Source organism: Mesocricetibacter intestinalis, from assembly GCF_004363295.1.
Classification (GTDB): Bacteria; Pseudomonadota; Gammaproteobacteria; order Enterobacterales; family Pasteurellaceae; genus Mesocricetibacter; species Mesocricetibacter intestinalis.
The window spans coordinates 1-24,840 of sequence record NZ_SNYQ01000008.1 but is presented as its reverse complement, the minus strand read 5'-3'; the positions used below and the strand labels follow the sequence as shown (position 1 = coordinate 24,840).

Genomic DNA, 24,840 nt, shown 5'->3' with positions numbered 1-24,840 from the left:
AAGAGCCGGTATTATCGGCCCGGTTGATTTTTATTCATGGGGCGATTTATGAGCGATTAGGACATATAAAGCCGACTGTAAAGGTTTTCGTGCTGCATAGCGCGGATATCATTGGTGATTCCTGCAGCGCCCAGCCATTGCGGATCGGGCTTAAGGCTTTTTTGCACGGCTTCAGCCAGTGGTTGACGTAAGTCAAACAGGATATCCTGGCCGTCCATTTGGCTTAGGGGAATTAATTTTACCCCGTTGGTAATTGCGCCGACGGCGGCATTGTAATAAAAGGCGTACAGCGTCTGGGCTTTATCCAGTGCCAGCGCGGCGGCAATCATGGCAAAAATAACGGGATAGAAGCCTTTACAGCGGCGCTGTTCAACCGCCTGCTGCATTTGCAACAGCAGGGGATGCTTTTCATGGCGAATAAAAATTTTTAATAGGCGCAAGCCCAGTTTATAACTGCCTTCACGGCTTTCACGCGCGGTTTTGGTCGCCGCCAGTTGCTGATCCAATTCAAGCAGGCGCTCGAAATCCTGAGCCTGCATCGCATCGAAAGCGAGGGATAGATAAGCGCCGTCATTATAAATCCAGTTCTGCATCAGCTGGGTGTAAAGGTATTCCTGCAAGCTTTCTTTACTTGTGATTCGCCCTTGTTGCACAAAGGTTTCCAACCCGTTGGAATGATTAAAAGCGCCGATGGGCAGGGTGGGATCCACCAGATGCAGTAAGGCGCCCAGATGTATTAATGCCGGTGCCAATTGCCGTCTCCATGTTGATGATAGCCCTGGGTATGCTTATGTCCCTGGGCGGAGTTTGCCCGCAAAGCAAAGCTTAAACGGCGCTGTGCGCGGTTCGGCGTAAAACCGGCGGCCTGTAGCCAGTCGAACATGGGTTTGTCGTAAGGTAGCAATACCTGATTTCCCTCTAAAAAAAGCGGTGCGTGTTTATTACCGATTTCATAACAAGCACGTGCCATTTCCGCCATGCTCTGCGGCGCCAGTACGATGGTTTCCGCCGGCAGAATGTCGATGGCGATAACCAGTTCCGGGCTGATAAATACCACATCCTGATGTTGCAGACGCTGTCCTTCCTTGAGCAGACGAAAGGCGATTTCTCGTCCGTCGCTACTGGTTTTGCGTAAAATATTGCGTTCGCTTTCATACCAGTGCAAGGGGACGTAATCAATATGCTGGCCGCCGATTTTTCCTTGCCGGCGCAGCGCTTCCAAATTACCGAGAATGTCCTGCATCACCGGCAGAATTGGGCTACGTATTTCCAAGGGTTACTCCTGTTGGTTTTTTTCTTTAATGATTTTCATCATTGCGCGAAAATGCGGTAGTAGACGTTCGAATAAAGGATCTTTCCGATTTTCCAGCATCACTTCGCTGAAGAGCTTTAAACCGACGGCAAAGCGTTGTGCCATTTCCGGCGTAAAGTTTTCGCGCTTGCCGGTTTTCTCGATAATCGTGAAAATATCCTCATGATTCGGCGCGGAGAACTCGATTTGTTTATCCCTTATGGGATTTCCCTCCGGATCGGCGGTATGTTGCAGGGTGATTTTATACTGATGTTGTTTCATATTGATATTCCTTAGCAGCGAGGCGAAGCCCTACTTATATGCCTGCGCTCTCAATCTATTCCGCTTGAATGCAGGGGCGTCCCGGACGCCCGCTGCATTTTTGAAAAAATCACGAATTTTTGACCGCACTTTTGTTGGCCTGCCACCTCTATTTAGAACGGGGGTTAGAACAGGAAATAGCGTTGTGCCAGTGCAACTTTTTGCACCGGTTCGCAGCTAATATGTTTACCATCCACTCGTACTTCATAGCGCTCGGGATCTACTGTGATTTCAGGCATCGCATCATTATGCAGCAAATCTTTTTTACCTATATTGCGGCAGCCTTCCACTGCAATGGTTTCTTTATTTAAGCCATAGGCCCGGCGAATATCTGCCTCCGCGCCGGCTTTGGAAATAAAGAAGACCGCACTTTCCGCCGCGGCTTTTCCCTGGGCGGCGAACATCGGGCGGTAAAGTACCGGTTGCGGGGTGGGGATCGAAGCGTTCGGATCGCCCATTTTTGCATAACTTATCATGCCTTTTTTAATCACGCATTCCGGTTTAACGCCGAAAAATGCCGGTTTCCATAATACGATATCTGCCAGTTTACCCACTTCCAAGGAGCCGATATGGCGGCTGATACCATGGGCGATTGCCGGGTTAATGGTGTATTTGGCGATATAACGTTTGATCCGCAGGTTGTCCGAATCCGGATCTTCGCTCAGGGGGCCGCGCTGCGCTTTCATTTTATCGGCGGTCTGCCAGGTGCGCATAATCACTTCGGCTACGCGCCCCATGGCCTGAGAATCGGAACTCATAATGGAAAAGACGCCCATGTCGTGCAGAATATCTTCCGCCGCAATGGTTTCCGGTCGAATGCGGCTGTCGGCAAAGGCGACGTCTTCCGGCACGGATTTATCCAGATGATGGCAAACCATCAGCATATCCAGATGTTCGTCAATGGTATTAACGGTAAAGGGCCGTGTGGGATTGGTGGAAGCCGGTAGAACATTCGGATACATGGCCGCTTTAATAATATCCGGCGCATGTCCGCCGCCGGCACCTTCCGTATGGAAGGTATGGATCACGCGTCCGTTAATGGCGCGCATACTGTCTTCCAGAAAACCGCTTTCATTCAAGGTATCGGTATGAATGGCAACCTGAACATCCATTTCGTCCGCCACGCTTAATGCGGCATCAATGGCCGCCGGCGTCGCTCCCCAATCTTCGTGAATTTTCAGTCCCAGCGCACCGGCCTGAATCTGTTCGCGCAGCGGCGCCAAGGTGGCGCAGTTGCCTTTGCCGAAAAAGCCGATGTTTACCGGCAGTGCTTCCGCCGCCTGAAACATACGTTTTAAATTCCAGGCGCCGGGCGTTACCGTGGTGGCATGGGTGCCGTCCGCCGGCCCGGTACCGCCGCCGATCATCGTGGTGATACCGCTTTCAATGGCATGCTGCGCCTGTTGAGGACAGATAAAGTGAATATGGGTATCGATACCGCCGGCGGTTGCAATTAAATGTGCGCCGTTATGTACTTCGGTACCTGCACCTATAATCATATTCGGGGTTACGTTATCCATGGTGTCGGGATTACCGGCCTGTCCGATAGCGACGATACGGCCGTCGCGGATTCCTATATCGGCTTTCAGAATCCCCAGTTTGGCATCGATAATAATCACATTGGTAATGGCTAAATCCAGGACGTTCGGATTCTGGCGGGTGGCGGTAGAGGATTGTGCCATGCCGTCGCGTACGCTTTTACCGCCGCCGAATTTACATTCGTCGCCGTGAGTGAGCAGATCGCGTTCTACCGTCGCCCAGAGATTGGTGTCGCCCAAACGGATTTTATCACCGGTAGTGGGGCCGTAAGTTGCGACATATTGATTGCGAGGAATTGTCAACGCCATTATTTGTGTTCTCCTAATTGACCATTTACGGCATTATGGAACCCATAAATGATTTTATTACCGCCGAATTCGACCAGTTCCACCCGTTTGCTTTCGCCCGGTTCAAAGCGCACGGCATTACCGGAAGGCAGGTTCAAACGCATACCGTAGGCGGAATTGCGATCAAATATCAGGGCGTTATTAACTTCGTAGAAATGATAGTGGGAGCCGACCTGAATCGGTCTGTCGCCGCTATTGGTTACGTCCAAAATAAGGGTTTTGCGGTTTTGATTGGCCTTAATATCACCGCTGGCCAAAAGATATTCTCCGGGAATCATTTGCTCTTTCCTTAACGAATCGGGTGATGGACGGTAACCAGCTTGGTGCCGTCCGCAAAGGTCGCTTCTATTTGCACTTCCGGAATCATTTCGGCAACGCCCTCCATGACATCTTCGACTTTCAGCAGGGTAGCACCGTATTGCATCAGTTCGGCGACGCTCATACCGTCGCGAGCGGCTTCCTGTAGATGGCTGGCAATATAAGCGACGGATTCGGGATAATTTAATTTAACGCCGCGCGCCTTACGCTTTGCCGCCAGTTCGCCGGCCAGAAACAGCATTAATTTTTCCTGCTCTCTTGAGGTTAAATGCATGGGCTTATCTCCTGTATATGATTAAAGCGGGCTGTATTTTATGCTTTTATTTTTAGTTTGCAAGATAGGCGAAAGGATAAATAAGCGAGGCTGTCCTTAACTTTTGACGCCATTCCGTTCAGCCTTCAAGCGCAGGTTATTAAAAGGAAATCAGGGGGGAGGAAAAGAGCGGTCGTTTTTTCGGATATTTTTTCCGTCGCTTCGGCATCTATATTCTACCCGGGGTTCCCCATACCGCTGAGTTTCTGTTTTCGGCCAGCACTTAATCCTGAAAAAATACTTGCATTGTAGTTGGGTTTTCACTATAATTCGCAGGCTTTCCGCTTTGGTAAGCCGTTTAATGTAATCATTTATTAAACGTGTGTCGCAATATGCGCCACATAACAATGTTTCCGATTGGGAAACTAAATAGGTCTGCTGCACTTCCCTTTTTATATTTAGATGTTAGAAAAGGTGATGGTGTCAGTTTTTTTATTAGCTAAAAATTATTGGAGCTCTGGTCTAATGCAGAACCAAAGAATCCGTATCCGCTTAAAAGCGTTTGATCATCGTTTGATTGATCAATCCACTGCGGAGATCGTAGAAACAGCTAAACGTACCGGCGCGCAGGTTCGCGGTCCGATTCCTTTACCGACTCGTAAAGAGCGTTTCACGGTATTGATTTCTCCACACGTAAATAAAGATGCGCGTGATCAGTATGAAATCCGTACGCACAAACGTTTAGTTGATATCGTTGAGCCAACAGAAAAAACTGTTGATGCATTAATGCGTTTAGATCTGGCTGCCGGCGTTGATGTGCAGATCAGCCTAGGTTAATTTTAAGAGGTTATTACAATGATTGGTTTAGTCGGTCGTAAAGTTGGTATGACCCGCATCTTCAATGAAGACGGCGTGTCAATCCCGGTTACCGTTATCGAAATCGAAGCCAACCGTGTGACTCAGGTTAAGACTCTTGAAAACGATGGCTATACTGCTATTCAGGTTACTACAGGTTCGAAAAAAGCGAGCCGTGTAACAAAACCGGAAGCGGGTCATTTCGTGAAAGCAGGCGTTGAAGCTGGTCGCGGTTTATGGGAATTCCGTACTCAGGGTGAAGAATTCACTTTAGGTCAGGAAATCAATGTTGACATCTTTGCAGATGTTAAGAAAGTCGATGTTACCGGTACTTCCAAAGGTAAAGGTTTCCAGGGCGGTGTTAAACGCTGGAACTTCCGTACTCAGGATGCTAGCCACGGTAACTCTTTATCACATCGTGTACTTGGTTCTATTGGTCAAAACCAAACTCCGGGTCGTGTGTTTAAAGGTAAAAAAATGGCAGGACATTTAGGTGCCGAGCGCGTTACCGTGCAATCACTTGAAGTTGTTCGTGTTGATGCTGAACGTAAGTTACTGTTAGTTAAAGGTGCCGTTCCGGGTGCGACTAATAGCGACGTTATCGTTAAACCGGCAGTGAAAGCATAAGGTCTGGGAGATAGAGATGGAATTAGTAGTTAAAGATGCACAGAGTGCATTAACTGTTTCTGAAACTACCTTCGGACGTGAGTTTAACGAAGCTTTGATTCACCAGGTTGTGGTTGCTTATGCATCCGGTGCCCGTCAAGGTTCTCGTGCGCAAAAAACTCGTGCTGAAGTGTCTGGTTCAGGTAAAAAACCTTGGCGTCAAAAAGGTACGGGCCGTGCTCGTTCCGGTGATATCAAATCACCAATTTGGCGTTCAGGTGGCGTAACTTTTGCGGCAAAACCGCAGGATCACAGCCAAAAAGTGAACAAGAAAATGTATCGCGGTGCAATTAAAAGCATCCTTTCCGAGCTTGTTCGTCAGGATCGTTTAGTGGTTGTCGAAAAATTCGAAATCGATGCGCCTAAAACTAAAGTTCTGGTCCAGAAATTAAAAGAATTAGCACTTGAAGATGTGTTAATCATCACAGCGAGCTTAGATGAAAACCTATTCTTAGCGGCACGTAACTTGTATAAAGTAGACGTACGCGATGTGCAGGGTATCGATCCGGTCAGCTTAATCGCTTTTGATAAAGTGGTTGTTACCGTTGATGCTGTGAAACAAATTGAGGAGATGTTAGCGTGATTCAACAAGAACGTTTGTTAAAAGTGCTTAAAGCACCGCATGTCTCTGAGAAAGCAACAAATAATGCTGAGAAGTCAAACACTATCGTTTTCAAAGTTGCATTAGATGCGAATAAAGTCGAGATCGCCAATGCGGTATCTCAGTTATTTGAAGTGAAAGTGGATTCTGTACGTACCGTTGTGGTGAAAGGTAAAACTAAACGCCACGGCGCCAGAGTCGGACGTCGCAGTGACTGGAAAAAAGCTTATGTAACCCTTCAGGAAGGCCAGGAATTGGACTTCACCGAAGGCGCTGCAGAGTAATGACGGAGGAATAAAATCAAATGGCTATCGTTAAATGTAAGCCGACCTCCGCTGGTCGTCGTCACGTTGTAAAAATCGTGAACCCTGAATTACATAAGGGAAAACCTTACGCGCCTTTATTAGATACTAAGTCTAAAACCGGCGGTCGTAATAATTTAGGACGTATCACTACCCGTCATATCGGTGGTGGTCATAAACAACATTACCGTTTAATCGATTTCAAACGTAACAAGTTAGATATCCCAGCGGTTGTTGAGCGTCTTGAATATGATCCGAATCGTTCTGCAAATATCGCTTTAGTGCTGTATAAAGACGGTGAACGTCGTTATATTTTAGCGCCTAAAGGCTTGTCTGCCGGCGATCAAATCCAAGCGGGCGTTAATGCGCCGATTAAAGTCGGTAACTCTTTACCGATGCGCAATATTCCGGTTGGTTCGACTGTACATAACGTAGAATTAAAACCGGGTAAAGGCGGCCAGATCGCCCGTTCCGCAGGTGCGTATGTACAAATCATCGCGCGTGAAGGCAACTATGTAACTTTACGTCTCCGTTCCGGCGAAATGCGTAAAGTATTAGCCGAATGTACGGCGACTATCGGTGAAGTCGGCAATTCAGAACACATGTTACGTGTGTTAGGTAAAGCCGGTGCCAGCCGCTGGAGAGGCATTCGCCCTACAGTTCGCGGTACAGCAATGAACCCGGTAGATCACCCGCACGGTGGTGGTGAAGGTCGTAACTTTGGTAAACACCCGGTAACACCTTGGGGCGTTCAAACTAAAGGTAAGAAAACTCGCCATAACAAACGTACCGATAAATTTATCGTACGTCGTCGTGGTAAATAATTTTAATTAAATAAGAGGATAAGCCATGCCACGTTCTCTCAAGAAAGGTCCTTTCCTTGACCTACACTTGTTGAAGAAGGTAGAGAAGGCGGTGGAAAGCGGGGATAAAAAACCGATTAAAACTTGGTCCCGTCGTTCAATGATCATTCCATCAATGATCGGATTGACCATCGCAGTCCATAATGGTCGTCAGCATGTTCCTGTTTATGTTTCCGACGAAATGATCGGGCATAAATTAGGTGAATTTGCACCGACTCGTACTTACCGCGGTCACGCCGCAGATAAGAAAGCTAAGAAATAAGAGGTAAAAGATGGAAACTATTGCAAAACATCGTTACGCTCGTACTTCTGCCCAAAAAGCTCGCTTAGTTGCTGATCTCATTCGCGGTAAAAAAGTTGCGCAAGCATTAGAAATTCTGACTTACACGAATAAAAAAGCTGCGGCTTTAGTGAAAAAAGTGTTGGAATCCGCTATTGCTAATGCGGAGCACAATGACGGTGCAGATATCGATGATCTTAAAGTTGCAAAGATCTTTGTTGACGAAGGTCCGAGCATGAAACGTGTAATGCCACGTGCCAAAGGTCGTGCGGATCGTATTTTAAAACGTACAAGCCACATTACCGTGGTTGTATCGGATCGTTAATAGTAGAGGAATAGCAAATGGGTCAGAAAGTACATCCACATGGTATTCGCCTAGGTATCGTTAAGCCTTGGAGCTCTACTTGGTTCGCGAATACACAAGATTTCGCCGATAATTTAGACGGTGATTTCAAAGTACGTAAATTCTTAAACAAAGAATTGGCTAATGCTTCAGTATCACGTATCACTATCGAACGTCCTGCGAAAAGCATTCGTGTTACAATTCACACTGCTCGCCCGGGTATCGTAATCGGTAAGAAAGGCGAAGATGTTGAAAAACTGCGTAATGCGGTAGCAGCCATTGCCGGCGTACCTGCGCAGATCAATATCGCTGAAGTTAAAAAACCTGAATTAGACGCAAAATTAGTTGCGGATAGTATCGCTTCTCAGCTGGAACGTCGCGTTATGTTCCGTCGCGCTATGAAACGTGCGGTGCAGAACGCTATGCGTTTAGGCGCTAAAGGTATCAAAGTTGAAGTAAGCGGTCGTTTAGGTGGTGCAGAAATTGCACGTTCTGAATGGTATCGTGAAGGTCGCGTACCCTTACATACACTACGTGCGGACATCGATTACAACACTGCTGAAGCTCAAACAACATACGGCGTTATCGGCGTTAAAGTATGGGTCTTCAAAGGTGAGATTCTCGGTGGAATGGCTGCAATTGCACAACAACCGGAACAACAACCTGCCGCGCCTAAAAAGGCACCTCGCGGCAAAGGTCGTAAGTAAGGAGATTTGCTAAATGTTGCAACCAAAACGTACAAAATTCCGCAAAGTCCACAAAGGTCGTAACCGTGGTCTTGCTGGTGGTACAGAAGTCAGTTTCGGTACCTTCGGTTTAAAAGCAATCGGTCGTGGTCGTTTAACCGCTCGTCAGATCGAAGCCGCTCGTCGTGCGATGACGCGTGCTGTTAAACGTCAGGGTAAAATCTGGATTCGTGTATTCCCGGATAAACCGATTACTGAAAAACCATTGGAAGTCCGTATGGGTAAAGGTAAAGGTAACGTTGAATACTGGGTAGCCTTAATCCAGCCGGGTAAAGTGCTTTATGAAATGGACGGTGTGTCTGAAGAAATCGCAAGACAGGCATTCGCATTAGCGGCTGCTAAATTGCCAATTAAGACAACGTTCGTAACTAAGACGGTGATGTAATGAAAGCTCAAGAACTACGTACAAAAAGTGTTGAAGAGCTGAATGCTGAATTGGTTAACTTGTTAGGTGAGCAATTCAAGTTGCGTATGCAAGCAGCCACCGGTCAGCTTCAACAAACCCATCAGTTAAAACAAGTGCGTCGTAGTATCGCACAGGTAAAAACTGTTCTAACCGAAAAGGCGGGTGAGTAATGACTGATAAAATTCGTAGCGTGCAAGGTAAAGTCGTTAGCGATAAAATGGATAAATCATTCGTTGTTGCTATCGAACGCAAGGTTAAACATCCGCTTTACGGTAAGTTTATCCGCCGCACAACAAAACTGCATGTACATGACGAAAATAACGAAGCTAAATTAGGTGATGTGGTAGAGGTGCGCGAATGTCGCCCAATCTCTAAAACCAAATCATGGACTTTAGTTCGTGTAGTTGAAAAAGCAGTAATCGCTTAATCCGCTACGTCAGTATAATAAATAGAAAAGTCTGCCGCGAATACGGCAGGCTTTTTTATTAGGGCCAAGCTATTTTTGCCGGTTAAAAGAGCGGTGGTTTTTTTCCTAAGTTTTTTCAGTTGAGGAAGTGAAATCAAGTTGCTTTTCCGGCATTGATTTGATAAACTCTGCGACCTGTTTACACTAGGTAAATAGGTTCGTCCCGCAAGGGTGTTTTAAAATTTTAACGGAGCACTAATATGATCCAAGAACAGACTATGCTGGATGTTGCTGATAACTCAGGGGCTCGTAGCGTAATGTGTATCAAGGTTCTAGGTGGATCGCACCGTCGTTATGCTGCTATCGGCGACATTATCAAAATTACTGTGAAAGAAGCAATTCCACGCGGTAAAGTGAAAAAAGGTGATGTATTGAAAGCAGTTGTTGTGCGCACCAAGAAGGGTGTTCGTCGCCCAGACGGATCAGTCATTCGCTTCGATGGTAATGCTTGTGTCATTTTAAACAATAACACAGAGCAACCGATCGGTACTCGTATTTTTGGACCGGTGACTCGTGAACTTCGTTCTGAGAAGTTTATGAAGATCATTTCTTTAGCGCCAGAAGTACTGTAAGGAGAAGTGACAAATGGCTGCAAAAATTCGTCAAAATGATGAAGTAATCGTTCTTACCGGTAAAGATAAAGGTAAGCGTGGTAAGGTAACTAAAGTGTTACCAAATGGCAAAGTGATTGTTGAAGGTGTAAAAATCATCACTAAACATGAAAAACCGGTACCTGCTTTAGGTAAAGAAGGTGGTTTAGTGAAGAAAGAAGCTCCGATTGATGTATCAAACGTAGCGATTTTCAATCCTAAAACAAACAAAGCCGACCGTGTAGGTTTTAGATTCGAAGAAGGCAAAAAAGTCCGTTTCTTCAAATCTAATAATGAAATTATTTAATAAACTGGAGTAATGCGATGGCGAAACTGCATGATTACTACAGAGATCAGGTAGTTAATGAATTAAAAAACAAATTCAACTACGCATCTGTCATGCAAGTCCCACGAATCGAAAAGATTACCCTGAATATGGGTGTGGGTGAAGCATTGACCGACAAGAAGTTGCTAGATAACGCAGTAGCGGATTTAGCGGCAATCAGCGGTCAGAAACCTTTAATTACAAAAGCACGCAAATCTGTTGCAGGCTTTAAAATCCGTCAGGGATATCCAATCGGTTGTAAAGTAACACTACGCGGTGAGCGTATGTGGGAGTTCTTTGAACGTTTAATTACAATTGCTGTACCACGTATCCGTGACTTCCGCGGTTTAAGCGCTAAGTCTTTCGACGGACGCGGTAACTACAGCATGGGTGTGCGTGAGCAAATCATCTTCCCTGAAATCGACTACGATAAAGTAGATCGTGTGCGTGGTTTGGATATTACTATCACAACTACAGCTAAGAATGATGAAGAAGGTCAGGCATTACTCGCTGCCTTTAACTTCCCATTCCGTAAATAAGGCAGGTTACAATGGCTAAACAATCAATGAAAGCACGCGATGTAAAACGCGTTAAATTGGCTGAAAAATTCTATGCAAAACGTGTAGAGTTAAAGAAAATTATTTCTGATGTCAATTCATCTGATGAAGAACGTTGGGATGCCGTGTTGAAGTTACAAACTTTACCGCGTGATTCAAGCCCAAGTCGTCAACGTAACCGCTGCCGCCAGACCGGACGTCCTCACGGCGTTTTACGTAAGTTTGGTTTAAGCCGTATTAAGGTTCGTGAAGCTGCAATGCGCGGCGAAATCCCGGGCCTTAAGAAAGCGAGTTGGTAATATACCACTTTATTTTGGAATCGGAGTAAAAGCACAATGAGTATGCAAGATCCTATCGCAGATATGTTGACCCGCATTCGTAACGGTCAGGCTGCGAATAAAGTTGCGATCAATATGCCTTCATCCAAGCTAAAAGTGGCTATTGCCAACGTATTAGCTGCGGAAGGTTATATCGAAAGCGTTAAAGTATTAGAAGGTGTAAAACCTGAACTGGAAATTACATTAAAATATTTCCAAGGTAAACCGGTTGTAGAAAGCATTCAGCGCGTAAGCCGCCCTGGTCTTCGTATTTATAAACGTAAAGACGAATTACCAAAAGTTATGGGTGGATTAGGTGTGGCTATCGTTTCTACATCTAAAGGTGTGATGACTGACCGTGCAGCTCGTAAAGAGGGCTTGGGCGGTGAGATTATCTGTTATGTAGCTTAAGAGAGGTAGGAAAATGTCTCGTGTTGCAAAGGCACCTGTTAATATTCCTGCCGGAGTTGAGGTAAAACTTAACGGCCAGTTATTAACAGTAAAAGGTAAAAATGGTGAGTTATCTCGCACCATTAATAGCTCAGTTGAAGTTAAACAAGATAATAATGAATTGACTTTCTCTCCGCGCGCAGGCGTGGTTGATGCAGATGCGCAGGCGGGTACCGCTCGTGCATTAGTTAATGCGATGGTTATCGGTGTTACTGAAGGCTTCACTAAGAAATTACAATTAGTGGGTGTTGGTTACAGAGCGCAGGTTAAAGGCAATGTCGTTAACTTAAGCTTAGGTTTCTCTCATCCTGTAGAGCATACTTTACCGGCAGGTATTACTGCTGAATGTCCGTCTCAGACCGAAATCGTGCTGAAAGGTGCGGACAAGCAGTTAATCGGCCAGGTTGCTGCGGATATTCGTGCTTATCGTCGTCCTGAACCTTATAAAGGTAAAGGTGTCCGTTATGCTGACGAAGTTGTACGTACGAAAGAAGCTAAGAAGAAATAATTAAGGTAACACTATGGATAAGAAATCAGCTCGTATCCGTCGTGCAGCTCGTGCGCGTCATATGATGAAAGAGCAGGGTGTAACTCGCTTAGTAGTACACCGTACTCCGCGTCATATCTATGCGCAGGTTATTGCACCGAACGGTTCAGAAGTGCTTGCCGCTGCTTCAACAGTAGAAAAAGTAATTAGTGAGCAAGTTAAATATACCGGAAACAAAGACGCTGCTGCGGTAGTGGGTAAATTAATTGCCGAACGCGCATTGGCGAAAGGGGTGAAAGATGTTGCTTTCGACCGTTCCGGTTTTAAGTATCATGGCCGTGTCCAATCTTTAGCGGATGCTGCTCGTGAAGCTGGTCTACAGTTCTAATAGAGGTAATTAGATGGCAAACATCGAAAAACAAGCTGGTGAACTGCAAGAGAAGCTAATCGCAGTAAACCGTGTATCAAAAACTGTAAAAGGTGGTCGTATCATGAGTTTCACTGCTTTAACAGTAGTGGGCGACGGTAACGGTCGAGTAGGTTTTGGTTACGGTAAAGCGCGCGAAGTTCCGGCAGCGATCCAAAAAGCGATGGAAAAAGCTCGTCGCAATATGATTAACGTAGCTTTAAACGAAGGTACATTACAGCACCCGGTTAAAGGTGTACATACCGGTTCTCGCGTATTTATGCAACCGGCCAGCGAAGGTACGGGTATCATTGCCGGCGGTGCAATGCGTGCGGTATTAGAAGTTGCAGGCGTGCGTAACGTTCTTTCTAAAGCATACGGTTCAACCAACCCAATTAACGTTGTGCGTGCGACAATTGACGCACTTACAAATATGAAATCACCTGAAATGGTTGCCGCTAAACGTGGTAAAACCGTTGATGAAATTTTGGGGTAATTGATAATGGCAAAAACTATTAAAGTAACACAGATTCGTAGCTCTATCGCTCGTTTACCGAAACATAAAGCTACGCTGCGTGGTCTTGGTCTTCGCCATATGCACCATACTGTTGAATTAATCGATACGCCGGCTGTGCGTGGTATGATTAACCAGATTTCATATATGGTTAAAGTGGAGGAGTAAGAGAATGCGTTTAAATACTCTATCCCCGGCTGAAGGTGCGAAACACAGTGCTAAGCGCTTAGGTCGTGGTATCGGTTCCGGTTTAGGTAAAACCGGCGGCCGTGGTCATAAAGGTCAGAAATCTCGTACCGGAGGCGGCGTGCGTCGCGGCTTCGAAGGTGGTCAGATGCCTTTATACCGTCGTTTACCAAAATTTGGTTTCACTTCAATGAAATCTGCCGTAACTGCGGAAGTTCGTTTGAATGAGTTGACTAAAGTTGAAGGTAATATTGTTACTTTAGATACATTGAAAGCAGCGAATGTACTGACCAAAGACATTCTGTTCGCTAAAGTTATTTTAGCGGGCGAAGTGAAAGGTGCTGTTACAGTACGTGGTTTACGTGTAACTAAAGGTGCTAAAGCAGCTATTGAAGCTGCCGGCGGTTCTGTTGAGGAATAATTACTAAAATGGCTAAACAACCAGGTTATCAAAGTAGAAGTACGCAAAGCGGTACGGGTGAACTTAAAAGTCGTTTGCTCTTTGTATTAGGCGCTTTAATTGTTTTCCGTATTGGTTCTTTCATTCCGGTTCCTGGTATTGATGCAGCCGTATTAGCTCAACTAATCGAACAGCAAAAAGGCACCATTATTGACATGTTCAACATGTTTTCCGGTGGTGCTTTAAGCCGTGCATCTATTTTTGCATTGGGTATTATGCCGTATATTTCGGCCTCCATTATTATCCAATTGCTTGCAACTGTATATCCTGCATTAAATGAGTTAAAGAAAGAGGGAGAAGCCGGTCGGCGTAAAATCAGTAAGTACACGCGTTATGCAACCTTGGGACTTGCGACTTTACAGGCGATAGGTATTTCCACCGGGTTACCGAACATGATGCCGGGAATTGTACCTAATCTAGGTTTCGGTTTCTATTTTACCGCCGTAATCAGCCTTGTTACCGGGACTATGTTCCTTATGTGGTTGGGTGAACAAATTACGGAGCGGGGTATCGGTAACGGTATTTCTTTGATCATTTTCGCCGGTATTGTTGCAGGACTTCCGGCAGCAATAGGTCAAACGATCGAGCAGGCTCGTCAAGGTCAAATGCATCTGTTAGTTCTTTTATTGATAGCAGTAATTGTTTTTGCAGTAACCTACTTTGTCGTCTTTGTTGAAAGAGGACAGAGAAGAATAAAAGTTGAATATGCTAAACGTCAGCAAGGTCGTCAAATTTTAGGCGGTCATTCGACCCATTTACCGTTAAAAGTAAATATGGCTGGTGTAATTCCGGCAATCTTCGCATCAAGTATTATTTTGTTCCCGGCTACATTAACTCAGTGGTTGGGCGAAGGTTCCAGCATGGAATGGTTAACTAACCTATCCATGTTATTGCATCCGGGTCAGCCGCTGTATTTGATTGTTTATGCGATTGCAATTATATTCTTCAGCTTTTTCTATACTGCGATGCAATATAATCCTCGTGATACAGCCGATAATTTGAAAAAATCTGGAGCATTCATACCCGGAATTAGACCAGGCGAACAAACCTCGCGTTATATTGATAAAATTATGACTCGCTTGACTTTAATCGGCGGTCTCTATATTACGTTTGTGTGTTTGGTTCCTTACATCATGATGTCCGCATGGAACGTACAGTTTTATTTCGGCGGTACCTCCTTGCTCATCGTTGTTGTGGTAATTATGGATTTCATCGTTCAGGTTCAGAGTCATCTTATGTCGACAAAATATGAATCTGCGTTGAGAAAAGCAAACCTAAAAGGTTTCGGACAGTAAGCGTCCGTTCAATAAAAAGGGATAAGCAATGAAAGTTCGTGCTTCCGTAAAGAAAATTTGTCGTAACTGTAAAATTGTTAAACGTGAGGGAGTTGTTCGCGTACTTTGTACCGATCCTAAACATAAACAACGTCAAGGTTAATTGATAATTTTTCTTGCAAAGAACCAGTTGGGCAGTTATACTGCTCAGCTCATTTATGTCCTTGATATGCTGTTTGAGTATCCTGAAAACGGGCTTTTCAAGATCAGCATATCAAATCAGTTAAAATATAGGAGTGCATAGTGGCCCGTATTGCAGGCATTAACATTCCTGATCATAAACACGCTGTAATCGCTTTAACAGCAATTTACGGTATTGGTAAAACCCGCTCACAGCTTATCTGTGCTGCAGCCGGTGTTGCCGAGAATGTTAAGATCAGCGAATTGTCTGAAGAGCAGATTGATAAACTGCGTGACGAAGTTGGTAAATTTACCGTTGAAGGTGACTTACGCCGTGAAGTAACACTTAACATCAAACGTCTATTAGACTTGGGTTGTTATCGTGGTTTACGTCATCGTCGTGGTTTACCGGTACGTGGTCAACGTACTAAGACTAATGCGCGTACCCGTAAGGGTCCTCGTAAGCCGATCAAAAAATAAGTCGGGGTAAATATTAATGGCTAAAACACCAGTTCGCGCACGTAAACGTGTAAAAAAACAAGTCGTAGATGGCGTAGCTCATATTCACGCATCTTTCAATAATACAATCGTGACTATTACTGACCGTCAGGGTAACGCATTAGCATGGGCTACTGCAGGCGGTTCAGGTTTCCGCGGTTCTCGTAAATCAACTCCGTTTGCGGCTCAGGTCGCTGCCGAGCGTTGTGCCGAAGTCGTTAAAGAATTCGGTTTAAAGAACTTGGAAGTTATGGTTAAAGGTCCGGGTCCGGGTCGTGAATCAACAATCCGTGCTTTAAATGCAGCAGGATTCCGTATCACGAATATTACAGATGTGACTCCGATTCCTCATAACGGTTGTCGTCCACCGAAAAAACGTCGTGTTTAAGTTGGCGTTAGGATAATTGGAGAAAGAAAATGGCAAGATATTTGGGTCCAAAACTCAAGCTAAGCCGTCGTGAAGGCACTGACTTATTCCTTAAGTCAGGCGTGCGCGCTATTGATTCTAAATGTAAAATTGATACGGCGCCGGGTCAACACGGTGCTCGTAAACCGCGTTTGTCTGACTATGGTAGTCAATTACGCGAGAAACAGAAAGTTCGCCGTATGTACGGTATTTTAGAACGTCAATTCCGTAACTACTACAAAGAAGCAAACCGTTTAAAAGGTAATACCGGTGAAAACTTACTGGTATTGTTAGAAGGTAGATTGGATAACGTTGTTTATCGCATGGGCTTTGCCGCAACTCGCGCAGAGGCTCGCCAGTTAGTGAGCCATAAAGCGATTGTTGTCAATGGTCGTGTTGTGAATATTCCATCTTTCCAGGTTTCAGTCGATGATGTTGTTGCTGTTCGTGAAAAATCTAAAAAACAGGCACGTATTAAAGCATCATTGGAATTAGCGGAACAAAGAGAAAAACCAACATGGTTAGAAGTTGATTCTGCAAAAATGGAAGGTGTGTTCAAACGTGTTCCTGAACGTTCTGATTTATCAGCAGACATTAATGAACATCTGATCGTTGAGCTTTATTCTAAATAATAGTTAAAGCTTAGTAGCAAAGAGAGGATAAAATGCAGGGTTCTGTTACAGAATTTTTAAAGCCACACTTAGTTGATATTGAACAGATCAGTTCAACTCATGCTAAAGTGATCTTAGAACCGTTAGAGCGTGGTTTCGGCCACACTTTAGGCAATGCATTACGTCGTATTCTTCTGTCTTCAATGCCGGGTTGTGCTGTAACTGAAGTGGAAATCGACGGAGTATTGCATGAATACAGCAGTAAAGAAGGTGTTCAGGAAGATATTCTTGAAGTGCTTCTTAACCTAAAAGGTCTGGCGGTTAAAGTTCAGAATAAAGATGACCTTTTTCTGACATTAAATAAATCTGGAATTGGCCCTGTTGTTGCTGCCGATATCACCCATGACGGGGATGTTGAAATCATAAATCCTGAGCATGTGATTTGTCATTTAACTGATGAAAACGCATCAATTAATATGAGAATTCGCGTACAGCGCGGCAGAGGCTATGTTCCTGCATCAGCACGCGCCCATGCTCAGGACGAAGATAGACCTATTGGTCGTCTATTGGTAGATGCTTGCTATAGTCCTGTTGATCGTATTGCTTACAATGTTGAAGCAGCACGTGTTGAACAACGGACCGACTTGGATAAATTAGTTATTGAGTTGGAAACTAACGGCACCATTGATCCTGAAGAGGCTATTCGTCGTGCGGCAACAATTTTAGCAGAGCAGCTTGATGCATTCGTTGATTTGCGTGATGTTCGTCAACCTGAAGTTAAGGAAGAAAAACCGGAATTCGATCCGATTTTGTTACGTCCTGTAGATGACTTAGAGTTGACAGTTCGTTCTGCTAACTGTTTGAAAGCAGAAACAATTCATTATATCGGTGATCTGGTTCAGCGTACTGAAGTCGAGTTATTAAAAACGCCTAATCTCGGTAAGAAATCTCTTACAGAAATTAAGGATGTACTTGCTTCGCGCGGCCTGTCATTAGGTATGCGCCTTGAAAATTGGCCACCAGCAAGTATTGCTGAAGACTAGTTTGGTCATAGGTTAAGATTTTTCTGAGAAGGATAAGATCATGCGCCATCGTAAGAGTGGTCGTCAACTAAACCGTAATAGCAGCCATCGCCAAGCGATGTTCCGTAATATGGCAAGTTCATTAGTTAGTCATGAAATCATCAAGACTACATTGCCAAAAGCAAAAGAATTACGTCGTGTAGTTGAACCGTTAATTACATTAGCAAAAGTAGACAGCGTAGCAAATCGTCGTTTAGCTTTTGCACGTACACGCAACATTGAAACCGTTGCAAAATTATTCAATGAGCTAGGTCCACGTTTTGCTCAACGTGCAGGTGGTTACACCCGTATTTTAAAATGTGGTTTCCGTGCCGGCGATAATGCTCCAATGGCATATATCGAATTAGTTGATCGTCCTGAACTGACAGAGACAGCAACTGAAGCCGCAGTAGCAGAATAATATTTTAGCAGATAAAAAGCCCGCCTATCGGCGGGCTTTTTTTGTTTATCATACAGGGATTTTTAAACTAACGCTTAAGGTGCATGATTGCAGCTTCGTTCTTAGGAGCAATATTTTTTATCGGTCATCGACGCCGATTAGCAAATAATTACCCTCTTCGTCGCATAGGCTGCGAAACCCCACATTGAAAATTTTATAAGGATTTTGATTGAGATGGCGGTAGTCGAAATTATCATGGTGATGCCCATGAAAAATTTTCTTTATTCCCATTTTTTCTGCCAGTTCATTGATTACTTTAAAGCCGGAAGGATGGGGCTTGGGGGCTTCATGACAGATTAAAATATCTGCTTGCAGGCCGGCCAAGTTCTCAATTTCCGAGGGGAAAATTGAGGTTCGGTGGCGCAGCGGTACCCCTCCCTGCCAGATTTTTTCCTGCGGGCAATATTGACAATAATGAATAGGATCGAAAAACAGCGGTTTGTTGGGGGGCATCCAAATTTGCCCGCGGAAGACACCGCCTAATCCGGCGATTTTTTTACCTTGAATTTCCTTAACGCGATTATGCAGATTGCGCTCTTTCCATTGAGTTCCCCACAAGGATTCAAATGCCGCTACGGTCTTGCTATCATGATTGCCGTGAATAAACCACAGGTCGCAATAACGGGCCAGCTTTTCCAGCTCCTGTACGCAAGAGAGCTGTAGATCCCCCAGAATAACCAGTGCGATATCGCGCCTGTTTTCAATAAAGGGGTAGAGGTGTTTAAAATCCCCGTGCGGATCGCCTGCAAATAGAATCATATTTCTTCTCGGTCCTCAAGTGCGGTATCTATTGTTTCTCGGGTAAGATCCGTAACTTCCTCATCATTCAGGATTTTCTCTACAATGGCTTTAACCTGGTTATAACGTTCCAGATAACTTGGTGATTCAATCTCGATGTAAGGAACATTATATTTATCTAATAATTTTTTTAATAACTGTTGGAATTTCTGACGTTGTTTAGGATTTCCCAATGAACGCATACCGTCATCTACCCATTTCGTATTGTTATTAAGTAAAATGGTTACATCAAAAGGATATTCCTTGATCATTGAATCTAAGAAGGGATGGGCTTTCCCTTCGTATTGAATGCAAAAAGCCTGGGTAGTGATGAAATCGGTATCGATAAATGCAACTTTATGGGCATGGCGTACCGCATAATTAACATACTTTTGATGACCTAATGCCATTTGCGGATAATCCGAATATTGCATCGCCTGTTCATTACCGCCCAGTTGTTCGAATACGAATTCACGTCCGTATTCCCAGGCCGAGGTCGTATTGAAAACTCGCGCCAATTTATTTACCAGTACGCTTTTACCGCTGCTTTCACCACCTAATATGGCAATGGTTTTAGCAAAGAAGGGACGAACTTCCTGCGGAATAAATTTCCAGTAATGGAAGGGATTATTACGGATTTTGGTTGCGGAAACGTTGAAGAAACGGCGTTGCGGATCTACCAGAACGACCTCCAAGTTCAGGTATTTTTCATAAGGCGCCTTGTCTTGGGTTTCGCTGCTGAAAACAATACTTGGATTAACATGCTTTTCTTCAAACAGGGCCTTTACCGCATTTGACCAAGATTCCCAGCCGTTGGGATAACCCGGGATACCATCTTCTTCCAGATGGTGAATAAAGATCTGATTATTTTGGTATTTGAAAATCTGCTGCATCCAACGTAAGCGATCCTGCACCGTTGGCATACGTTTCATTTTGCTGTCATAAAACAGTTTTAAATCTCGTTCCGTATCGGTACAAACAATAACGTGTAGTTCATCTACTTTACTAAAGGCTTCATAGATCATATTAATATGACCTGTATGCACGGGATAGAATTTGCCGAAAATTACGCCGACTTTTTTATTATCCTGTTCGTTTATTTGCAATACTCGGTGCAGTGCCGTTAATTTGGCTGCGCTGGGATTTTTAATTTTACCGCTGACTAACTGATTAAAATAGGCGCGGGTTACCTCCGCCTGTTGGCAGACATCATTAACTCTTAAATTTAATTGTTTGCGTTTTTTTTGGAGGTATGAAAAAGCGGACATAAGGCATTCCTTCTGGATTATTAAAAAATGTAAAAAAGAGCGCAGTTTTGTTATCCGAAAAGCAGATGAGCGTTTGTGCGAGCATCAATACATTTTATTATTTACCCGGTTATTGTATGCAATCCGAGGGATAAATAAAAATGTTTTCATTGTGTAATAAATGAAAACTTTGCGTTATACTAGCCTTGCATTCTCAGGGCAGGGCGAAATTCCCTACTGGTGGTAAGTATTCTGAATACAAGCCCACGAGCGTTCATTGCGATGAAGTCAGCAGATTTGGTGAAATTCCAAAGCCAACGGTTAAAGTCCGGATGAAAGAGAATTGAAATGCGGGTTCGTTCAGAATCCGCCTTTTGTCGTTTTATCATCAGCCCTGATTCTGGTACTCATCATTTATAACGAAGGCATTTACTATGAATCAGTCATTATTAGCTTCTTTCGGTACGCCGGAAGAGCGTGTCAAAGCTGCAATTGCAGCATTCAAACAAGGAAACGGCGTAGTTGTTTTAGACGACGAACAACGTGAAAACGAAGGCGATTTGATTTTCCCGGCAGAAACCATTACTCCCCAACAAATGGCAACATTGATCCGGCACGGCAGCGGCATCGTATGCTTATGTATTACGGATGCACTTTGTCGGCAGTTGGATTTAGAACCTATGGTGCAGCATAATACCAGCGTAAATAAAACCGCTTTTACCGTTACTATTGAAGCGGCGGACGGGGTCTCCACCGGCGTATCCGCCGCAGATCGGGTTACCACGATTAAAGCGGCTATCGCCGATGGCGCAACTCCGGATAAATTACACCGACCGGGGCATGTTTTTCCGCTGAGAGCCGCCGCTAACGGCGTATTGGAACGTAACGGGCATACCGAAGCCGCGGTGGATCTGGCGCGTTTGGCAGGCTATAAAGCGGCAGGCGTGATTTGTGAAATCACTAATGACGACGGTACCATGGCAAGAGCGCCTGAGTTGATAGAATTCGTGAAAGCAAAGGGCTATGCCATTTTGACGATTGAAGATTTAATTGCTTACCGCAAGAAATATCAGTTTTGATCGACTATCGGCGCAGTTTACAGCTGCGCCGATATTGTTTTATCTTCCCTTTTTTACCCAATATTTAAACGGCGTATCGCTTGTTTCGCTTTTTAGCAAGCTATGCTCCATAAAACGACAGAAGCTGGGGATATCCCGAGTTGTCGCCGGATCGTCGGCTAAAATGAATAACACTTCTCCTTCGTTCATATGGCGGATTTTTTTACGTATCAGCATTACGGGTTCGGGGCAACGCAGGCCGATAGTGTCCAGCTGATAATTAATACGAATCTCATTCATTCTTGATGTTACACTTTGTCTGTTAGAATTAGCGGGTATAATACAACTCAGAAAAAGTGCGGTCAAAATTAAAGAGATTTTTTACGACAAATATAAATATTATTCATGGAATATCTTATCCCGAAAAATACGGCGGTTTTTGAGGAAGAAATCAAAAAGAGCCGATTTATTACTTATCTGGCGCATACCGAAGGGCTAGGCACGGCAAAAGAATTCTGGCAGGAGATAAAAAACCGGCATAGCGACGCCAGACATCATTGCTGGGCCTGCGTTGCCGGTAATCCTCTGGATTCACAACAACTGGGGTTTTCCGATGACGGGGAACCGGCGGGGACTGCGGGCAAACCAATGTTGGCAGCCTTGCAAGGCAGTCGGATAGGTGAGATTAGTGCGGTTGTTGTTCGTTATTACGGCGGTATTTTGTTGGGAACCGGCGGCTTGGTTCGAGCTTATGGGAATGGCGTACAACAGGCTTTAAAATTATTGGAAACCGAACTGAAAATAGAGCGTTCCGCTTATAGGCTGTGTTGCGATTATCATGAAATTAACTGGCTCCAAAGGTTATATGAGAAATATCAGATAGCTATTAATGGGCAACAGTTTCAGGAAAAAGTCTGGTTTGAGTTGGGCATAAGTGATGATAAACTGGCTCCCTTTGAACGGGAGTTACGTCAGGGATCAGGCGGAAAATTAAGTCTGAGCAGGATATAGAGATGCATATTTTATCCATTATTCGAATTATAGGCATTTTGATCATGTGCTTTTCGATCACTATGCTTACACCGGCCTTTGTCGCCCTGATTTATGGGGATGGCGGCGGGAAAGCCTTTATGCAGTCTTTTATTATCAGTCTTACTGTCGGAGCCGGACTCTGGTGGAGCTGCCATAAGCATAAACAAAAACTCCATTCCCGTGAGGGATTTTTAATCGTCGTAGCATTCTGGGTGGTCTTAAGTTTACTGGGAGTGATTCCCTTTATGATGTTTGAAGAAACCCATCTCACCTTTCCCGATGCGGTATTCGAATCTTTCTCGGCACTGACTACAACCGGAGCTACGGTTATTTCCGGTTTGGATCAACTACCTAAGTCAATTTTATTTTATCGCCAGTTTTTACAATGGATCGGCGGCATGGGGTTAATCGTACTCGCTGTGGCAATTATCCCTTTGCTCGGTATCGGCGGAACGCATCTTTACCGGGCGGAATCCTCCGGCCCCCTGAAGGATCAGAAAACATTACCGAGAATTGCCGAAATTGCGAAATTACTGTGGATATTATATCTCGGCCTGACCGTACTTTGCGCTTTGGCTTACTATTGGGCGGGAATGGATCTGTTTGATGCCCTGAGCCATAGCTTCGCCACCGTATCAAACGGCGGAATGTCTACACATGATATGAGTATGGGTTATTTTAATAACTCGAAAATCTATTTATTAGCCAGTATTTTTATGCTGATTGCCGGTTGTAACTTCGCGCTGCATATTACCGCATTGGTTAATATCGGGCGGCGACCGCTTTGGAAAACCTATTTTCGCGATCCGGAATTTCGTTTTTTCTTAACCCTTCAACTTGTGTTTATCTGCATTGTTGCGGTCAGCTTTTATTTCTACTATGACTTATCGATGTTTGACGCCTTTGCGCAAGGTATGTTTCAGTTGACTTCAATGTCAATGACAGCCGGATTTACACTTTATGATATGGAACAAGTGCCGGCCTTTATTGCCATGCTACTGGTATTCTCGGCAATTCTGGGCGGATGTGCGGGTTCGACGTCCGGCGGATTGAAGAGCATACGTGTTTTGGTTATGTGGCTACAGGTAAAACGAGAGCTCAAACATCTAGTGCATCCGAATTTAGTGATACCGATAAAGTTAGGCCACTCAATTTTAGCACCGCGTGTGATCGAAGGAATATGGTCGTTCCTAATGGCATTTCTGATTATTTACTGGATATGCGTGTTCGGCGTTATCTTATGCGGATTGGAACCTTTTGATGCCATGGGCGCCGTACTGGCGACATTGACCAATGTCGGTCCCGGTATAGGTTCGACTGGAATGAGTTTTACCCATGTTCCCGACAGCGCAAAATATATTCTGGCCTTTGCCATGGTATGCGGACGATTAGAGGTTTTTTCCCTGATCGTCCTGTTTAGCCCAGCGTTTTGGAAAACATAACATGAAAACCTTAATTTTATATTTGAGCCATGACGGACAAACAAAAAAAATAGCCGAATATCTTGCACGGAATATCGGGAATGAATCTCAGGTCGCCGCCATATGGGATTGCCCCGAGTTATCCCAATTCGAATCTATTATTATCGGTGCCTCGGTCCGATACGGCTATTTTGATAAAAGTCTGTATAAATTTATTGAAAAATATACCGCACTTTTAAATAGCAAACCCAGTGCTTTTTTCGGTGTTAATCTGACTGCGCGCAAAGCGGGAAAAGATAGCCCGCAAACCAATGTTTATGTCAGAAAATTTTTACATCGGATTCCGTGGCGGCCGACAATATCTGCTGTTTTTGCCGGCGCTTTATTATATCCGCGCTACCATTGGTTTGATCGCACAATGATCCGCCTGATCATGAAGATTACCGGCGGAGAAACGGATATTCGCAAAGAAATCGAATATACGGATTGGGATAAAGTACGGCATTTTGCCGAACTTGTTGCAAACTTGAACAAATAAAGCGCATATTTTCCTCGTTTGTTTAATAAAAAATCAGTTAATGATTTTTTTTGAAAAAAAACTTGCACTGAAATACGGGATCTCTATAATACGCCCTCGCACCGCAAGGGAACGCAAATTAAGAAAATGACAAAAATAATGCTTGACTTAATTTAGCCGTTTACTGTAAGCTAGACGACCTTGCGAAAGCAAATGCTCTTTAACAACTTATCAGACAATCTGTGTGGGCACTTGTTAAGTTTAAGTGAAAAACATTTAAAAGACTTAAAAGTGCACGAAAATTCATTATAAGGGTAAGGCTTAGGCCTTACAGATGAAGTCAGGACTTTTGAGCACAAACTTTTTGAATTGAAGAGTTTGATCATGGCTCAGATTGAACGCTGGCGGC

At 44.4% G+C, this 24,840-nt stretch carries 41 protein-coding genes and 1 riboswitch; of the genes, 32 read left to right on the top strand and 9 right to left on the bottom strand.

Annotated features, from left to right (window positions below; all coding sequences use genetic code 11):
- Positions 1-56: 56 nt before the first annotated feature.
- From EDC45_RS08750 to ureA, 6 genes are all read right to left on the bottom strand, one after another.
- On the bottom strand, positions 57-752 hold the full coding sequence (locus EDC45_RS08750; RefSeq protein WP_133545500.1) for an urease accessory protein UreF: 696 nt from the start codon (positions 750-752) through the stop codon (positions 57-59).
- Positions 737-1,273, bottom strand: a complete 537-nt coding sequence (gene ureE / locus EDC45_RS08745) for an urease accessory protein UreE (protein WP_133545499.1) — start codon at positions 1,271-1,273, stop codon at positions 737-739. Before ureE ends, EDC45_RS08750 begins: the two co-directional genes overlap by 16 nt.
- A gap of 3 nt (positions 1,274-1,276) precedes the next feature.
- Positions 1,277-1,573 carry a DUF3861 domain-containing protein gene (locus EDC45_RS08740; protein WP_133545498.1) on the bottom strand — a complete coding sequence of 99 codons (297 nt, stop codon included), beginning with the start codon at positions 1,571-1,573 and terminating at the stop codon, positions 1,277-1,279.
- 164 nt (positions 1,574-1,737) lie between these two features.
- Complete coding sequence (gene ureC / locus EDC45_RS08735) at positions 1,738-3,459, bottom strand: urease subunit alpha (RefSeq protein WP_133545496.1); 1,722 nt, start codon at positions 3,457-3,459, stop codon at positions 1,738-1,740.
- Positions 3,459-3,776: an urease subunit beta gene (gene ureB, locus EDC45_RS08730; RefSeq protein WP_133545494.1), complete on the bottom strand. Its 318-nt coding sequence runs from the start codon at positions 3,774-3,776 to the stop codon at positions 3,459-3,461. Before ureB ends, ureC begins: the two co-directional genes overlap by 1 nt.
- An 11-nt stretch (positions 3,777-3,787) precedes the next feature.
- A complete protein-coding gene (gene ureA / locus EDC45_RS08725; protein ID WP_133545492.1) occupies positions 3,788-4,090 on the bottom strand; it encodes an urease subunit gamma in 303 nt (100 codons plus the stop codon).
- 504 nt (positions 4,091-4,594) lie between these two features.
- On the opposite strand from ureA, the gene rpsJ reads away from it, so the two are divergent.
- From rpsJ to rplQ, 28 genes are all read left to right on the top strand, one after another.
- Positions 4,595-4,906: a 30S ribosomal protein S10 gene (rpsJ, locus tag EDC45_RS08720; protein WP_001181005.1), complete on the top strand. Its 312-nt coding sequence runs from the start codon at positions 4,595-4,597 to the stop codon at positions 4,904-4,906.
- 18 nt (positions 4,907-4,924) lie between these two features.
- Positions 4,925-5,551, top strand: a complete 627-nt coding sequence (gene rplC / locus EDC45_RS08715) for a 50S ribosomal protein L3 (protein WP_133545490.1) — start codon at positions 4,925-4,927, stop codon at positions 5,549-5,551.
- A gap of 16 nt (positions 5,552-5,567) precedes the next feature.
- Entirely contained in the window at positions 5,568-6,173 is a 606-nt protein-coding gene (gene rplD, locus EDC45_RS08710; protein ID WP_133545488.1) for a 50S ribosomal protein L4, read from the top strand.
- Positions 6,173-6,475 carry a 50S ribosomal protein L23 gene (gene rplW / locus EDC45_RS08705; protein ID WP_208107269.1) on the top strand — a complete coding sequence of 101 codons (303 nt, stop codon included), beginning with the start codon at positions 6,173-6,175 and terminating at the stop codon, positions 6,473-6,475. Before rplD ends, rplW begins: the two co-directional genes overlap by 1 nt.
- A gap of 20 nt (positions 6,476-6,495) precedes the next feature.
- Entirely contained in the window at positions 6,496-7,317 is an 822-nt protein-coding gene (gene rplB, locus EDC45_RS08700) for a 50S ribosomal protein L2 (protein WP_133545484.1), read from the top strand.
- Positions 7,318-7,342: 25 nt separating this feature from the next.
- Positions 7,343-7,618 carry a 30S ribosomal protein S19 gene (gene rpsS, locus EDC45_RS08695; protein ID WP_005539416.1) on the top strand — a complete coding sequence of 92 codons (276 nt, stop codon included), beginning with the start codon at positions 7,343-7,345 and terminating at the stop codon, positions 7,616-7,618.
- A gap of 10 nt (positions 7,619-7,628) precedes the next feature.
- Positions 7,629-7,961: a 50S ribosomal protein L22 gene (gene rplV / locus EDC45_RS08690; RefSeq protein ID WP_050692961.1), complete on the top strand. Its 333-nt coding sequence runs from the start codon at positions 7,629-7,631 to the stop codon at positions 7,959-7,961.
- 17 nt (positions 7,962-7,978) lie between these two features.
- The gene (gene rpsC / locus EDC45_RS08685; protein ID WP_133545478.1) at positions 7,979-8,686 is read left to right on the top strand and encodes a 30S ribosomal protein S3; all 708 of its coding nucleotides are present in this window, start codon (positions 7,979-7,981) and stop codon (positions 8,684-8,686) included.
- A gap of 13 nt (positions 8,687-8,699) precedes the next feature.
- Positions 8,700-9,110, top strand: coding sequence for a 50S ribosomal protein L16 (rplP, locus tag EDC45_RS08680; protein WP_133545476.1), 411 nt, complete (start codon positions 8,700-8,702; stop codon positions 9,108-9,110).
- Positions 9,110-9,301, top strand: a complete 192-nt coding sequence (gene rpmC / locus EDC45_RS08675; RefSeq protein ID WP_005717924.1) for a 50S ribosomal protein L29 — start codon at positions 9,110-9,112, stop codon at positions 9,299-9,301. Before rplP ends, rpmC begins: the two co-directional genes overlap by 1 nt.
- A complete protein-coding gene (gene rpsQ, locus EDC45_RS08670; protein WP_133545474.1) occupies positions 9,301-9,558 on the top strand; it encodes a 30S ribosomal protein S17 in 258 nt (85 codons plus the stop codon). Before rpmC ends, rpsQ begins: the two co-directional genes overlap by 1 nt.
- Before the next feature lie 239 nt (positions 9,559-9,797).
- Positions 9,798-10,169 (top strand): 50S ribosomal protein L14, encoded by a 372-nt coding sequence (rplN, locus tag EDC45_RS08665; RefSeq protein WP_005548786.1) that lies wholly within the window; start codon positions 9,798-9,800, stop codon positions 10,167-10,169.
- Positions 10,170-10,182: 13 nt separating this feature from the next.
- On the top strand, positions 10,183-10,494 hold the full coding sequence (rplX, locus tag EDC45_RS08660; protein ID WP_133545472.1) for a 50S ribosomal protein L24: 312 nt from the start codon (positions 10,183-10,185) through the stop codon (positions 10,492-10,494).
- 17 nt (positions 10,495-10,511) lie between these two features.
- Entirely contained in the window at positions 10,512-11,051 is a 540-nt protein-coding gene (gene rplE, locus EDC45_RS08655) for a 50S ribosomal protein L5 (protein WP_133545470.1), read from the top strand.
- Positions 11,052-11,062: 11 nt separating this feature from the next.
- The gene (gene rpsN / locus EDC45_RS08650) at positions 11,063-11,368 is read left to right on the top strand and encodes a 30S ribosomal protein S14 (RefSeq protein WP_133545468.1); all 306 of its coding nucleotides are present in this window, start codon (positions 11,063-11,065) and stop codon (positions 11,366-11,368) included.
- Between the two features lie 36 nt (positions 11,369-11,404).
- Positions 11,405-11,797 carry a 30S ribosomal protein S8 gene (gene rpsH, locus EDC45_RS08645; RefSeq protein ID WP_133545466.1) on the top strand — a complete coding sequence of 131 codons (393 nt, stop codon included), beginning with the start codon at positions 11,405-11,407 and terminating at the stop codon, positions 11,795-11,797.
- Positions 11,798-11,810: 13 nt separating this feature from the next.
- On the top strand, positions 11,811-12,344 hold the full coding sequence (gene rplF, locus EDC45_RS08640) for a 50S ribosomal protein L6 (protein ID WP_133545464.1): 534 nt from the start codon (positions 11,811-11,813) through the stop codon (positions 12,342-12,344).
- Between the two features lie 13 nt (positions 12,345-12,357).
- A complete protein-coding gene (gene rplR / locus EDC45_RS08635; protein ID WP_133545462.1) occupies positions 12,358-12,711 on the top strand; it encodes a 50S ribosomal protein L18 in 354 nt (117 codons plus the stop codon).
- Positions 12,712-12,724: 13 nt separating this feature from the next.
- Positions 12,725-13,225, top strand: coding sequence for a 30S ribosomal protein S5 (rpsE, locus tag EDC45_RS08630; RefSeq protein ID WP_133545460.1), 501 nt, complete (start codon positions 12,725-12,727; stop codon positions 13,223-13,225).
- A gap of 6 nt (positions 13,226-13,231) precedes the next feature.
- Complete coding sequence (rpmD, locus tag EDC45_RS08625; protein WP_133545458.1) at positions 13,232-13,411, top strand: 50S ribosomal protein L30; 180 nt, start codon at positions 13,232-13,234, stop codon at positions 13,409-13,411.
- 4 nt (positions 13,412-13,415) lie between these two features.
- Positions 13,416-13,850 carry a 50S ribosomal protein L15 gene (gene rplO / locus EDC45_RS08620; RefSeq protein ID WP_133545456.1) on the top strand — a complete coding sequence of 145 codons (435 nt, stop codon included), beginning with the start codon at positions 13,416-13,418 and terminating at the stop codon, positions 13,848-13,850.
- 8 nt (positions 13,851-13,858) lie between these two features.
- Positions 13,859-15,184, top strand: coding sequence for a preprotein translocase subunit SecY (gene secY / locus EDC45_RS08615; RefSeq protein ID WP_133545454.1), 1,326 nt, complete (start codon positions 13,859-13,861; stop codon positions 15,182-15,184).
- Between the two features lie 28 nt (positions 15,185-15,212).
- A complete protein-coding gene (gene rpmJ / locus EDC45_RS08610) occupies positions 15,213-15,326 on the top strand; it encodes a 50S ribosomal protein L36 (protein ID WP_133545452.1) in 114 nt (37 codons plus the stop codon).
- Between the two features lie 140 nt (positions 15,327-15,466).
- The gene (gene rpsM, locus EDC45_RS08605) at positions 15,467-15,823 is read left to right on the top strand and encodes a 30S ribosomal protein S13 (protein ID WP_133545450.1); all 357 of its coding nucleotides are present in this window, start codon (positions 15,467-15,469) and stop codon (positions 15,821-15,823) included.
- Positions 15,824-15,839: 16 nt separating this feature from the next.
- Positions 15,840-16,229 carry a 30S ribosomal protein S11 gene (gene rpsK, locus EDC45_RS08600; protein WP_005701868.1) on the top strand — a complete coding sequence of 130 codons (390 nt, stop codon included), beginning with the start codon at positions 15,840-15,842 and terminating at the stop codon, positions 16,227-16,229.
- Between the two features lie 29 nt (positions 16,230-16,258).
- Positions 16,259-16,879: a 30S ribosomal protein S4 gene (gene rpsD, locus EDC45_RS08595; protein ID WP_133545448.1), complete on the top strand. Its 621-nt coding sequence runs from the start codon at positions 16,259-16,261 to the stop codon at positions 16,877-16,879.
- A 32-nt stretch (positions 16,880-16,911) separates the two neighbouring features.
- Positions 16,912-17,901 carry a DNA-directed RNA polymerase subunit alpha gene (locus EDC45_RS08590; RefSeq protein WP_133545446.1) on the top strand — a complete coding sequence of 330 codons (990 nt, stop codon included), beginning with the start codon at positions 16,912-16,914 and terminating at the stop codon, positions 17,899-17,901.
- Positions 17,902-17,941: 40 nt separating this feature from the next.
- Entirely contained in the window at positions 17,942-18,340 is a 399-nt protein-coding gene (gene rplQ / locus EDC45_RS08585; protein ID WP_133545444.1) for a 50S ribosomal protein L17, read from the top strand.
- A 117-nt stretch (positions 18,341-18,457) separates the two neighbouring features.
- On the opposite strand, the gene EDC45_RS08580 is transcribed toward rplQ, so the two are convergent.
- Together EDC45_RS08580 and nadR are read right to left on the bottom strand one after the other, a co-directional pair.
- The gene (locus tag EDC45_RS08580) at positions 18,458-19,138 is read right to left on the bottom strand and encodes a metallophosphoesterase family protein (protein ID WP_133545443.1); all 681 of its coding nucleotides are present in this window, start codon (positions 19,136-19,138) and stop codon (positions 18,458-18,460) included.
- Positions 19,135-20,424, bottom strand: a complete 1,290-nt coding sequence (gene nadR / locus EDC45_RS08575; protein ID WP_133545441.1) for a multifunctional transcriptional regulator/nicotinamide-nucleotide adenylyltransferase/ribosylnicotinamide kinase NadR — start codon at positions 20,422-20,424, stop codon at positions 19,135-19,137. The genes EDC45_RS08580 and nadR overlap by 4 nt, the downstream gene beginning before the upstream one ends.
- Positions 20,425-20,609: 185 nt before the next feature.
- A riboswitch (FMN riboswitch) is annotated at positions 20,610-20,751 on the top strand.
- A gap of 86 nt (positions 20,752-20,837) precedes the next feature.
- Here nadR and ribB point away from each other — a divergent pair.
- Positions 20,838-21,482, top strand: a complete 645-nt coding sequence (gene ribB, locus EDC45_RS08570) for a 3,4-dihydroxy-2-butanone-4-phosphate synthase (RefSeq protein ID WP_133545439.1) — start codon at positions 20,838-20,840, stop codon at positions 21,480-21,482.
- A 39-nt stretch (positions 21,483-21,521) separates the two neighbouring features.
- On the opposite strand, the gene tusA is transcribed toward ribB, so the two are convergent.
- Positions 21,522-21,761 carry a sulfurtransferase TusA gene (tusA, locus tag EDC45_RS08565; RefSeq protein ID WP_133545437.1) on the bottom strand — a complete coding sequence of 80 codons (240 nt, stop codon included), beginning with the start codon at positions 21,759-21,761 and terminating at the stop codon, positions 21,522-21,524.
- A gap of 105 nt (positions 21,762-21,866) precedes the next feature.
- On the opposite strand from tusA, the gene EDC45_RS08560 reads away from it, so the two are divergent.
- From EDC45_RS08560 to hemG, 3 genes are read left to right on the top strand one after another with little or no spacing between them, the layout of a single operon-like run.
- Positions 21,867-22,472 (top strand): YigZ family protein, encoded by a 606-nt coding sequence (locus EDC45_RS08560; RefSeq protein ID WP_133545435.1) that lies wholly within the window; start codon positions 21,867-21,869, stop codon positions 22,470-22,472.
- Between the two features lie 2 nt (positions 22,473-22,474).
- Entirely contained in the window at positions 22,475-23,935 is a 1,461-nt protein-coding gene (locus tag EDC45_RS08555; protein WP_133545431.1) for a TrkH family potassium uptake protein, read from the top strand.
- A gap of 1 nt (position 23,936) precedes the next feature.
- Positions 23,937-24,452, top strand: coding sequence for a menaquinone-dependent protoporphyrinogen IX dehydrogenase (hemG, locus tag EDC45_RS08550; RefSeq protein ID WP_133545429.1), 516 nt, complete (start codon positions 23,937-23,939; stop codon positions 24,450-24,452).
- Positions 24,453-24,840: the final 388 nt, after the last annotated feature.